Raw genomic sequence first — 12046 nt, 5'->3', positions numbered from 1 at the left:
CCAGCGATACTCCACGGCGGTCCGCCGATGGACAAGGGGACCTGTGGGGAGGGACGGGAACGGGTAACCGGCCGGGGCGACGTGATGGACGCCCCGGCCGGTTCACGGCACCCGCACGGCCGTACGCTCTCTATGGTGGGACGTTCGTATATCGGTGTGACGACGGTCAAGTTGCCTGTGTGTTAACGCAGATGATGCTCGTTCACCACCATTTGTCACCCGGGGTCCGGCCCGTCCGGGCTCCCTTCCTCCTTTCGCGGGGAGGGCGGCCGGTCACCCTCCGGCGCCTCCCGCAGCCCTTCGTGCGGTACCACCCGCTTCTCCTCGGCGAAGTGGCACGCCGAGTCGTGACCGGCCGCTGTCGCCGAGTCCCGGAAGACGGCCGGTACCGCCAGCAGCGGCACCTCCAGTTCGCACCGCTCCTGCGCCTTCCAGCAGCGGGTGCGGAAGCGGCAGCCGGACGGGATGTTCGCCGGGGACGGGACGTCTCCGTGCAGGATGATCCGCTCGCGGTGCTCACGGGCCGTCGGGTCGGGCACCGGTACCGCCGACAGCAGTGCCTGGGTGTACGGATGCGTCGGGTGGTCGTAGATCTCCTCGTCGGTGCCGATCTCCACGATGCGCCCCAGGTACATGACGCCGACCCGGTCCGAGATGTGCCGGACGATCGACAGGTCGTGCGCGATGAAAACGAAGCTCAGGTCGAATTCGGCCTGAAGCCGGTCCAGCAGGTTGACGACCTGGGCCTGGACGGACACGTCGAGCGCGGAGACCGGTTCGTCGGCCACGATGATCTCGGGGTTGAGCGCGAGGCCGCGGGCGATGCCGATGCGCTGGCGCTGACCGCCGGAGAACTGGTGCGGATACCGGTTGATGTACTCCGGGTTCAGACCCACGACGTCGAGCAGGTCCTGCACCTTCTGCCGACGGCTCCCCTTGGGCGCCACCTCGGGGTGGATCTCGTACGGCTCCCCGATGATGTCGCCGACCGTCATGCGCGGGTTCAGCGAGGTGTACGGGTCCTGGAACACCATCTGGATGTTGCGGCGCACGGCCTTCAGTGCACGGCCGGACAGCTTGGTGACGTCCTCGCCCTTGTAGCGGATCACGCCGCCGGTCGGCGGCTCCAGGTGCACCAGCATCTTGGCGACGGTCGACTTGCCGCAGCCGGACTCCCCCACGATGCCGAGCGTCTCGCCCGCCGCCAGGTCGAAGTCCACGCCGTCGACGGCCTTGACCGCGCCGACCTGCTTCTTGAAGAGGACGCCCCGGGTCAGCGGGTAGTGCTTGACCAGGTTGCGCACCTCCAGGATGGGGTCGCCCTCGGCGTACGGCGTCCTGCGGTGCTCCTCCCGCGCCTCGGAGAGCAGTGTGGAGCCTTTGCCCCGGACGTCCTCGCGTCCCGCGCCCTCAGCGTTCATCGAGCGTCTCCTTCCAGAAGTGGCAGGCACTCCTGCGCTCCTCGTCCACGGTGTAGAGCGGCGGCACGTCCGTACGGCACACGGCCTGGGCCATGGGGCAGCGGGGGTGGAAGGCGCAGCCGGGCGGGATGTGCAGGAGGTTGGGAGGCAGTCCCTTGATCGCGTACAGCTCCTGGCCCTTCTGGTCCAGGCGCGGGATCGACCTCAGCAGACCCTTGGTGTAGGGGTGGGCGGGCGCCCTGTAGATCTCGTGGACGGGCGACGTCTCGACGATCCGGCCCGCGTACATCACGGCGATCTTGTCGGCGACGTCGGCGACGACGCCGAGGTCGTGCGTGATGAGGATGAGCCCCATGTTGAGCTCGCGCTGCAGTTCCGCGAGCAGCTCCATCACCTGGGCCTGGACGGTCACGTCGAGGGCGGTGGTCGGTTCGTCGGCGATGATCAGATCGGGCTCCAGCGCCAGCGCCATCGCGATCATGATGCGCTGGCGCATACCGCCGGAGAACTGGTGCGGGAAGTTGCCGACCCGCTCGCGGGCGGCCGGGATGCGCACCCGGTCCATCAGCTCGATGGCCTTGGCCTTGGCGTCCGACCTGGACATCCCGCGGTGCACGACGAACATCTCACCGAGCTGGTCCCCCACGCTGAGCACCGGGTTCAGCGAGGACAGCGCGTCCTGGAAGATCATGGCCATCTCCTGGCCGCGGATCCTGCGGCGGGCGTCGGCACCGAGCTTCAGCAGGTCGCGGTCCCGGAAGAGGATCTCTCCCCCGCTGATCCTCCCGGGCGGCATGTCGAGGATGCCCATGATCGCCTGGGCGGTGACGGACTTGCCCGAGCCGGACTCGCCGAGGACGGCGAGCGTCTCGCCCTCGGCCACCGAGTAGTTGACCCCGTTGACGGCCTTGGCCACGCCGTCCCGGGTGTGGAACTCCACGTGCAGATCGCGCACTTCCAGCAGCATGGCAGCGGACTCCTCAGCGCAGCTTGGGGTCGAGGGCGTCGCGCACCGCGTCGCCGAGCATGATGAACGCGAGCACGGTGACGGCCAGCGCCCCGGCGGGCCAGAGCAGCATGTGCGGCGCGTTGCGGACGTACTGGGAGGCGGCGGAGATGTCGATGCCCCAGGAGACCGCCGGTGGCTTCAGGCCGACCCCCAGGTACGAGAGCGTCGCCTCCAGCGAGATGTAGGTCCCCAGGGCAATGGTCGCGACGACGATGACCGGGGCGATGGCGTTGGGTGTGATGTGGCGCAGCATCATCCGGGAGTTGGACGCGCCCAGCGCCCTGGCCGCCTGGACGTAGTCGTTCTGCTTGACGGTGATGACGGAGCCACGCGAGATGCGGGCGATCTGGGGCCATCCCAGCAGCACGATGAAGCCGATCACGGGCCAGACGGTGGAGCTGGTGACGACGGACAGGAAGACCAGGCCGCCGAGGACCACCGGGATACCGAAGAAGACGTCCGTGACGCGGGAGAGCACGGCGTCCCACGCTCCGCCGAAGAAGCCGGCGAGGCCTCCCAGCACGCCGCCGAGCAGCGAGACCCCCAGGGTGGAGAGGACGCCGACGGTCACCGAGGTCCGGGCGCCGTAGACGGTGCGGGTGTAGACGTCGCAGCCCTGTCCGTCGAAGCCGAAGGGGTGTCCGGGCTGGGAACCCTCCTGGGCCTTGGAGAGGTCGCAGTCGAGCGGGTCCTGGGTGGCGATCAGCGAGGGCCAGATCGAGATGATCACCAGGAACAGGATGATCAGCGCGGAGATGATGAAGACCGGGTTGCGGCGCAGATCGCGCCAGGCGTCGGACCACAGGCTGCGCGGCTTGCCCGAGGGCCCGGTGCCTTCCGGGCCGCCGGGCGTCTTCTCCAGCGTGGTGCCCTCGTCCATCGCGAGGTCCATCGCCCCGCCCGCTCCGGCCCCCGAGATCGCTCCGCTGCCCGTCGTCTCGTCCCACGGCTTCTGCTCAGGCATAGCGGATCCTCGGGTCGAGTACGGCGTACAGGAGGTCGACGATCAGGTTCGCCGCCAGGAACACGAGGACCAGGACGGTGACGAACCCGACGACGGTCTGGGAGTTCTGACGGAGGATGCCCTGGTAGAGCTGGTAGCCGACTCCGTGGATGTTGAAGATGCGCTCGGTGACGATCGCCCCTCCCATCAGTGCGCCCACATCCGTACCGATGAAGGTGACGACGGGGATGAGGGAGTTGCGCAGCAGGTGCCGCACGACCACCCGCCGCCTGGGGAGGCCCTTGGCCACGGCGGTACGGACGTAGTCGGCGCGGGCGTTCTCGGCGATCGAGGTCCGGGTGAGCCTGGTGACGTAGGCCAGGGAGACCGAGGCCAGGACGAGCCCGGGGACGATGAGCTCGTCGACCGGCGCCTCCGAGGAGACGGACGGCTTGATGATGCCCCACTCCACGCCCAGCAGGAGCTGGAGCAGCAGACCGGTGACGAAGGTCGGTACGGCGATGACGACCAGGGTCAGGATCAGCACCACGGTGTCGACCGGTCGCCCGCGGCGCAGTCCGGTGACGACGCCGAGGCTGATACCGATGACGATCTCGAACACGATCGCGACGACGGTGAGCCGGATCGTGATGGGGAAGGCGGTGGCCATCAGCTCCGTGACCTTCTGCCCGTTGAAGGCCGTGCCGAAGTCACCGGTGAAGATGTTGCCCATGTAGGTCAGGTACTGCTGCCAGACCGGCTTGTCGAGGCCGAACTCGGTGCGCAGCTGCGCGGCGGTCGCGGGGTCGCACTGGCGGTCGCCGCAGAGGCCCGCGATGGGATCGCCCATCACGTTCACCATGAGGAAGATCAACAGCGTGGTGCCGAAGAACACGGGGATCATCTGCAGCAGCCGCCGGATCACATAACGTCCCATGAGGGGCTCCGGGGGTCGGGGCGAACGGACGGAAGGACCGGAAAGACGGGTGGCCGGTGCGGTACGCCGCACCGGCCTCCGGCTTCAGGGTCACTTGACCTTGATCTGGTCGTACACCGGGACGCTGAAGGGGTTCAGCGAGACGTTCTCGACCCTGTCCGAGTAGCCCGCGCTGCCGTTCTGGTACCAGAGCGGGATGACGGGCATCTGCTCGACGAGGACCTTCTCCGCGTCCTGGAAGGTGGTGACGGCCTTGGCCTTGTCGCTCTCCGCGTTGGCCTTGTCGACCAGGTCGTCGAACTTCTGGTCGCTCCACTTGCCGTCGTTGGACGGCGCGTTGGTGTAGTAGAGCGGCTGGAGGAAGTTCTGGATCAGCGGATAGTCCATCTGCCAGCCTGCGCGCCAGGCCCCGGTCAGCTTCTGGGTCGAGACCTGGCTGCGGAAGTCGGCGAAGGTGCCGACGGGCCCGCCGACGCATGCCTTGTTGTCGCCCATGACGTTGTTGATGCTGTTGCAGACCGCGTCGACCCACTCCTTGTGGGAGCCGGTGTCGGCGTTGTACGAGATCTTGAGCTGGCCGCCGGGGATGCCCCCGCCCTCCTGGATCAGCTTCTTGGCCTCGGCCTTGTCGTACTCGCACGCGGGGCCGCAGAGGCCTTCCTTGAAGCCGCCCTCCTCGCCGAGGACCGGTGAGGTCCAGTCGGAGGCCGGGGTGCGGGTCTTCTGGAAGATCTGGTCGGTGATCTGCTCGCGGTTGATCGCCATCGACAGTCCCTGGCGGACCTTGATCGCGCCGGGGGTGTCCCAGGCCTTCTCGTAGAACGGGAAGGCGAGCGTCTGGATGATCCCCGCGGGCGTGTTGATGTACCGGTCGCCCAGGTCCGCCTCGACGTTCTTGAGCTGCGAGGCGGGCACGTCGTCGACCAGGTCGAGGTTGCCGGCGGTCAGGTCGGTGTAGGCGGTGTTGTTGTCCGTGTAGACCTTGAGGTCGATGCCGCCGTTCTGCGCCTTGTCCGCGCCGGGGTAGTCGTCCCAGCGGCGCAGGTTCATCGACGATCCCTTGGCGTACTGGTCGACGGTGTAGGGCCCGTTGCCGATCGGCTTGGAGAGCCAGGCGTCGTGGTCCTCGTAGAAGGCCTTGGGCAGCGGCACGAAGGCCGCGTAGCCAAGGGTGTCGGGCCAGAGGGAGAACTTCTGCGACAGCTTGACCGTGAACGTCGTGTCGTTGACCACCTTGAGGCCGGAGAGCGTGGTGGCGGACGCCGAGCCGGACTCGGGGTGGACCTTGTCGTAGCCGTCGATGTACTGGAAGAAGTAGGCGTTCTTCTGGTTGTTCTTCAGCGCGGCGCCGTAGTTCCACGCGTCCACGAAGGACTTCGCGGTGATCTTCTCGCCGTTGCTGAAGGTCCAGTTGTCCTTGATCGTGACGGTGAAGTTCTGGGAGTCCGTCGAATCGATCTTCTCGGCGATCTCGTTCTTCGCCTCGCCGGTCTTGGGGTCGTACCGCACGAGTCCGCGGAAGACCATGTCGAGGACCTTGCCGCCCTGCACCTCGTTGGTGTTCGCCGGCTCCAGCGGGTTCTGCGGGTCGCCCCAGGACGAGCTCACGATCCCGTCGGCACCACCGCCGCCACCGTCGCCCCCGCCGCCGCAAGCCGTGGCCGCCAGCGCGACCGCTACGGCGCATGCGGCCCACCTGGCCTGTGTGGCTCCGCGCATGGAGTGCCTCCTAGGGTTCCCTTGAGTGGCTTAATGCCTCATATCACCCCATATGACACTTCGTCGCATGTCCTTGTCCGCCGTACGTGACCTCCGGAACCGCCCCGCCGATGCCGTCCGTGAACCGTCGGCGGGACGCGCGCCGGCCCACGGACGGCGCGCGAGCACCCGACCGGCCCATCGCCCGAAGGCAGGGTGGCCGCGCTTTCCGGCGAGCGGGGCCGGGAAGCGCGAGGCGCACACGACGTGCCGGGCGGGACCGCGCTCGGCCGGTCCCGCCCGGCACGGGCCCGGAGGCCCCGCACCACGCGTCCAGGATCAGCTCACCCGCGGATCCTTCGGTCCCGCGACCTCAGGGCTTCGCTGACGGCGATCTGCCAGCCCGGAGTCAGCAGGCCTCGATTCCAGTGGAAGACGATCGCGGATGTCGCGAAGGCGACCCTGCCCGTTCGCGCGTCCGCGTCATGGAAGCAGTCCTCGCGCCACCGGTCGCAGATGACCGGAAGCTGTTCCTCGTAGAGGGCGAGAGCTTGCGAGCCCTTGATCTCAGCGTGAAGCTCCAGATGGCCGGCATGCTGCCAGGCGTCGGCGATCCTCCCGGAGATCCGCTCCCAGTCCTCGGGGGCCGCACCGGGAAAGCCCCGGCCCGCCTCGCGTACCAGGCGGTCCCAGACACCCAGATCTTCCAGGTCCGCGATCTCCAGGCCCCGCAGCAGCTCCTTGACCATGCGGAGGGAGAGTTTCCAGGCATGGCCGGCCTCGGCGCCCGCCGCGTAGTAGTCCAACCAGACCATCGAGTCGTGCGTGAACAGCGCGTGCACGCTGGGCATGGCCTCGACCCCGCCGAAGAGGCTGTACTCCGGCTCGTAGACGGCATGCCGGAATCCGTCGATCAGGCCACGCTCGCGCCACCCCGTGAAGCTGTCGAGCAGCCTGGTCCGCAGATCGGCGACGGTACGGGAATCAGCTTCGAAACGCAGCCGCGCACCGGGCGGTTTGTTCATGTGGAAGAACTGGCCCGCCAGGCCCTCGCCCGTCACGCCTCGAACGAGGGCACGCAACTCCCCGTACAACTCGGCACGCCGCTCATGACCGAACGAGATCCGGTATTCGAGCCACGGACGGGCATCCGTGCCGACGGCGGCGACACCTGCGGAGAGGAAGCGTCTGATCTTCTCCCGCAGCTCACTCGAACAATCCTCGGGGACGCCGCCTTCGAGAGAACGGGCCGCCATGCGCAGGAACTCCGCGAGGGGCACATCGCGTTCACCGACGGAAATCGATTCCTGTGGGTCGCTCAGCACGTCAGCTCAATTCACCAGCAGAGCGGCGTCCCAGGGTACGTAGACGCCCCCGTCCGCGTAGGCGTCCAGTGCGAGAACGACGCCGGCCGCGCCCTCCAGGAATCCTGCGGGCTCTCCGGCCTCACCACCCCCCAGGTTGATGTTGAAGTCCGGGCAGCCAGGGCGGTACGAGGAGATGACGCGCTCCGCGATCGCATCTATCAGTACCTCGACCCGGCCCCCTTGGTCACCGTGGGTGAAGAACTTCAACACGTGCATGATGCCGGCCCATCCGTGGCAGAGCGACGGGTGCGTCGCTCCGTACCGGTCGAGGGGTACGTGGAGCAGCGCCTCGACGGACTTCTCGGCGAGCTCCACCCAGTCGGGCCGGCTCAGAGCCACACCGGCCAACTGCATGGACCGGGAGATTCCCGGCGCTCCGTAGCACCAGGCGGTCCGCCCCCGGCCCGTGGTGCACCGGCCCTGCGCCCATTCGGGCAGCGAGATGAAATTGGGCCAGAAAGGCCCGTACTCGTCCTCGATGACGAACCGGGTGAAGATCTCGCCGAGCTGCTCCATGGCTTCCTTCTGACCCGGCACGGTGAATCCTTGTTCCCAGGCCAGGGAGAAGAGTGCCAGTGGGCCTGCGACACCGTGAGAGACACCCAGGTTCAGGTGGCCCGACGCGAACCTCTTGCCCTCCTGGGCGTCGTAGCGCCGGTTGGGTGCGTTCAGCGACCAGAACGCGGGCACCTTCTGCGCATCGACGGATGTGGGCCTCATCAGTGCGACCAGTGCTCTCAGGACCGCTTCCAGCGACGGCCTGGAACCTTCGCCCCTGAGGAGCAGATACCGGCCGACGCCGGCCAGCCCGTCGATGGCGTCGTAGCGGTCCATGGGTCCCGGGCTGTCCAGTTCCACCACACGGCAGAGCCCGTCGGCGTGCAGCGCTACATGGGAATCGAACGAGTCCAGCGCCTTCCTGTACCCGCTCCCCCCTCGCTGCGCCATGGCCGCCGCGAAGGCGGTCCCCGTCAGCTGCCCGTGCAGTCCGATGGAGGGCCGTGGGTCGGCCTTGAGCAGCCGTATGGAGCGCTGCAGGTGATCATGTGCGACCAGCGCGTTCCCGGATGACGCGGCAGCACGGTTGCTGAAGACGATCGAGGTCCCCGGAAGACCACTCGCCATGGATGACAGGGTCAGCCTGGGCTCGACATCCGGCCAGTCCGGGCTGGTTCCCACGGTTGTCTCCAGCCGCTCCCCGTCCTGGAGGCGCTGAGCGATGTCGTCGGCCACCTGGCGTGCTGCCGAGCAGTGCTTGGGAACCATCAGGACTTCTCCACGTTCTCGCGCCGGCCGATCAGGGCGCGGGCGGCATGGCCGAGCAGCGTCAGGCTCTTCATCTCGCCGGCCCTGTCGATGCCGATCAGGCGGTTGTGCTGCATGTGCATGGCACTCATGACGGGAATCTCTGCGAAGGCCCGGTCGGCCGCGCCCTCCAGCCGGCTGACGGCGAATTTCCCGAAGTCACTCGGCACGGCGCTCCCCCACGCGGACGACAGCTGCTGGACCTGCGCGTACCCCTCAAGGCGTTCAGCGACCTGTCCGGGTACCAGGATGGAGAGCACCTCGGCCAGTTCCGTCCTGCTCAGGCTTCCGTCGACGTCTCTCGGAAAGCGCTCGGCCGCCCAGGCGGGCCAGTCCCACGGGCCGAGTGAGTCCAGCAGCAGTCCGTAGTTGGCCACCACAAGCGTCGAGCGGGAGACGGGCAGGTTCTTCCGCAAGGACCGCAGCTGGCTCATGGCGGTCTGGCTGTCGAGACAGAAGAGCTGCTCGGCGGCGTCGATGGCCTCAGGGCCGCCGTATCGCTCGACCTCTGGTTCGTACGTCGCGATACGGAAGTCACCGATGACGCCGATGTCCGTCAGGGACGCCATGTGCCGCAGCAGGATCGGCCAGACGTCCCGGGCCATAGTCTCGGGAGAGCCGTGCAGGCGCAGTCTGAGATGGTGCTCCGGGTTGCTGTACCTCACGAAGAACCATCGGTCGATCCCGCGGGAGACATCCGCGACGATCTTCGGGATGTACTGCGCGATGATCTCCTCGTGCACCTCAGGGATGCAGTACATCTCGACGCATGCCCACTCGCCTCCAGGCCTGTGGCGCGGCCGTCGCGAGGCTTCCAGGGACCGCGCCGGCGGATGTGCGGGCGGAGCCGTAGCCGACCTGAGCGGTACGACGATCTCCGCGGCCCTGCCTTGCAGCCAGCCGTAACTTCTGCCGCCGCTCTGCGGCAGCTCGCAGATCCTCACGTTCTGCTTGGCCACGTCCCGGCGCAGCATCTCCCTGTGCAGCGCGTTGTCCAGATCCAGGTCGTAGGCGCGATCGTCGCTGACGACGCTGATCGCGCGGTCCACCCCGAGGCGGGTGGACCAGTCGGTCAACTCCTGCTCCCAGGTCCTGTCCGACGCGGCGGCGGCACGCAGAGCCGGACTCGGAAACCAGGTGGCCGGCGAGAGCACGGTCCGGCCCAGACGCACACGTGGCAGGAAGGGCAGGTCACCAAGACCCTCCCACTCCCAAGGCTGCCAGACCTTCTCCGTGCCGCAGTACCGGATCTCATGCAGCAGCCGTGCGAGATTGGGGGCTTGCGAGCTGAGGTTCAGCATGTGCGGGACGAGCGGCTGGACCTCCTGCCCCGTCCTCTCCCACACGAGGCGCAGGCGACTGCCGTCCGCGGAGACGACCAGGTCGCGCCAGTCGATCCGCTCTGTTCCCCGAGGGTGGGGAAAGGTCCCGATCCCGATGTGGTGGCTGGTCAGTTCGGGGACCTGCATGACGTTCAGGGCCCTGGTCACGGACGGCTGGAAATGCACCTGCGCCACCACGACGTCCGGGTCACGCCCTGACACCAGGGAGCTCAGCTCCGCGGTCGTACCCGTCATGGAGGCGAACCGGCCGTGGGTGGCACCGGCCGTCGGAGAACCGGACATGGGTGACGCCCAGAGTTCGAAGCGTCCGTGATCGATGGCGTCCACGCTGTCCGAGAAGAGCTGGAAGCAGAGTTCGAGCGAGCTGGGAGGCCTGTCCGCCGAGTCGACCGCCAGGAGTCTCACGTCCTGTTCGGTGAGGACCACTTCCTTGTCGGCGCTCGTCAGCCCCGCGTGACAGAGCTGACCGAGATGGCGGGCGCGCTCCCCCGCGTCGTCGGAACGACCCGTCGGGTGGCCCTGGAGCGACTTGCTGCTCACCCGGGGGTTCCGGTAGGACGCGGGATACCCGAGTCCCTGATGGGGGTGGATCAGCTCCTCCAGGCGGACGGACCCCCGTTCCCCGTACTTCTCCACGAACGCGTTGTGATAGGCGCGCATATGAGCATGCGTACGCTTCCGCGGAGAGATGCGCCACAGAGTGGTGGCGAACTCCTCGATCTCATCCGTGACCGACCGGGGCAGTGCTATGTCGGCGTCGAGGCGGAGATCGACCTGAGGGGAGGAGGTTCCCGGGCCCTTCGCCGTCGCCGTCGCCTCCAGGAGCGCTCGCCATTCGGCGGACCCGGCGCCGACCGGTGCCTTCTCGAAGGCGTGGAGCCTGTTCTGCGCGTCCGTGAGACGAAGCGACGGCTCGGTGCCCTCGCCGAGAACCCCGGCGACCCCGGCGATGAACTCCGGGTCAATGATCTGCGGAGTCAGGGACGTCAGCAGAACCTCGTTCTCCACGAGGCGCCGGAGGGCTCCCTCCAACGCATCCGCACCAGCCGCCGGAAAAGCCTCCCGAGCCCCTTCCAGGAGGGTTTCATAGGAAATCGCGTCCCTGGTATGCGCATGGAACCAGGAAATCACGGGACCAGCCTTCAGACTGACTTCACGACTGGCCGCGATCGCGTCCTTCCGCTGATCGCTGTTCATCTCGGTCCGGGTGTAGGGCATGACAAGGCGTTCACCCCTGACGTAGCAGAGGTTGTTCCTCGCCACCAGAGTCCTCCGCCGGATCCCGGGATCCGCCAGCCACTCCTTCACCAGGCTCTCGTACCAACCGGCGTCGAATCTGACGCTTTTCACCCCACCAGGCCTCATGACCGCGTGGGCCTTTTCGGCAACCTTCACGGAGGTGACTCCCGCGAGCGTGCCGAAGGGCGTCGGCCGCGCACTGATCCGCAGCACATAGCGTGTCGCCGATATCGCGACACGCAGCAGTTCCTTTCGCGTGAGGGGGGCGCCGGAACCCAGCCGCTCGATCTGGCGGTCGAGGGAGTGACTCGACAGGGCGATGGCTTCTCGTACGACCGGGTCGGCCGTCAAGAGAAGGACGTAGTCGCCGAGCTCGGCCTCCTCCGGGATGCGGGAGAAGTCGACTGCTCGTAGCCGGGCCTCGACGTCCTCCCTCGCCATGGCCGATGCCCGCAGGAGTATCGGGTCCTCGGCCTTGAACAGAATTCTGGGCGTCATCAGGGCGGCGTTCCTCAGGCAGTTCGACGGATGGTCCTCAACAGGCCGCTGCGCCGCGCCGCTCCCACAGCCGTCACGGGAGCGGCGCGGCAATGCACCTGCTACGCCAGCGTCCGATCAGGCGGAATGCCGATCATCCGCTGGAGGCTGCATCAGCAACACAGGGGGTTGCAGGCCTCAGTGAATCCGCACGAGGTCCCGGTGGCACCGGTGCAGCCGCAGCTGCCATACGTCCACGCACCGACGGGCCGCCCCTGCGCGTCCGGGTCGCCCGTTATCGTGAACT

General features: G+C 67.6%; 8 protein-coding genes. All 8 read right to left on the bottom strand.

The window, feature by feature from the left end:
• Positions 1–215 precede the first annotated feature (215 nt).
• Positions 216–1421, bottom strand: a complete 1206-nt coding sequence (locus tag HED23_RS05425) for an ABC transporter ATP-binding protein (protein ID WP_238441849.1) — start codon at positions 1419–1421, stop codon at positions 216–218.
• Positions 1411–2388, bottom strand: a complete 978-nt coding sequence (locus HED23_RS05420; RefSeq protein ID WP_203182284.1) for an ABC transporter ATP-binding protein — start codon at positions 2386–2388, stop codon at positions 1411–1413. The genes HED23_RS05425 and HED23_RS05420 overlap by 11 nt, the downstream gene beginning before the upstream one ends.
• A 13-nt stretch (positions 2389–2401) precedes the next feature.
• Complete coding sequence (locus HED23_RS05415; protein ID WP_203182283.1) at positions 2402–3394, bottom strand: ABC transporter permease; 993 nt, start codon at positions 3392–3394, stop codon at positions 2402–2404.
• Entirely contained in the window at positions 3387–4310 is a 924-nt protein-coding gene (locus HED23_RS05410; RefSeq protein ID WP_203182282.1) for an ABC transporter permease, read from the bottom strand. The genes HED23_RS05415 and HED23_RS05410 overlap by 8 nt, the downstream gene beginning before the upstream one ends.
• A 90-nt stretch (positions 4311–4400) precedes the next feature.
• Complete coding sequence (locus HED23_RS05405) at positions 4401–6029, bottom strand: peptide ABC transporter substrate-binding protein (RefSeq protein ID WP_203182281.1); 1629 nt, start codon at positions 6027–6029, stop codon at positions 4401–4403.
• Between the two features lie 323 nt (positions 6030–6352).
• Entirely contained in the window at positions 6353–7333 is a 981-nt protein-coding gene (locus HED23_RS05400) for a thiopeptide-type bacteriocin biosynthesis protein (RefSeq protein ID WP_203182280.1), read from the bottom strand.
• 6 nt (positions 7334–7339) lie between these two features.
• Positions 7340–8641, bottom strand: coding sequence for a lanthionine synthetase C family protein (locus tag HED23_RS05395; protein ID WP_203182279.1), 1302 nt, complete (start codon positions 8639–8641; stop codon positions 7340–7342).
• Positions 8641–11760: a lantibiotic dehydratase gene (locus HED23_RS05390; protein ID WP_203182278.1), complete on the bottom strand. Its 3120-nt coding sequence runs from the start codon at positions 11758–11760 to the stop codon at positions 8641–8643. The genes HED23_RS05395 and HED23_RS05390 overlap by 1 nt, the downstream gene beginning before the upstream one ends.
• Positions 11761–12046 lie beyond the last annotated feature (286 nt).

The sequence above is a fragment of the Streptomyces pratensis genome, from assembly GCF_016804005.1.
GTDB lineage: Bacteria > Actinomycetota > Actinomycetes > Streptomycetales > Streptomycetaceae > Streptomyces > Streptomyces pratensis_A.
Note: the sequence above shows the minus strand (reverse complement) of the source record. Positions and strands in the feature narration are given on the sequence as shown.

Excerpts from the sequence above, each read along its gene's own strand:
- HED23_RS05425 (WP_238441849.1), bottom strand. The coding sequence starts at position 1,421 with ATGAACGCTGAGGGCGCGGGACGCGAGGACGTCCGGGGCAAAGGCTCC.
- HED23_RS05420 (WP_203182284.1), bottom strand. The coding sequence starts at position 2,388 with ATGCTGCTGGAAGTGCGCGATCTGCACGTGGAGTTCCACACCCGGGAC.
- HED23_RS05415 (WP_203182283.1), bottom strand. The coding sequence starts at position 3,394 with ATGCCTGAGCAGAAGCCGTGGGACGAGACGACGGGCAGCGGAGCGATC.
- HED23_RS05410 (WP_203182282.1), bottom strand. The coding sequence starts at position 4,310 with ATGGGACGTTATGTGATCCGGCGGCTGCTGCAGATGATCCCCGTGTTC.
- HED23_RS05405 (WP_203182281.1), bottom strand. The coding sequence starts at position 6,029 with ATGCGCGGAGCCACACAGGCCAGGTGGGCCGCATGCGCCGTAGCGGTC.
- HED23_RS05395 (WP_203182279.1), bottom strand. The coding sequence starts at position 8,641 with ATGGTTCCCAAGCACTGCTCGGCAGCACGCCAGGTGGCCGACGACATC.
- HED23_RS05390 (WP_203182278.1), bottom strand. The coding sequence starts at position 11,760 with ATGACGCCCAGAATTCTGTTCAAGGCCGAGGACCCGATACTCCTGCGG.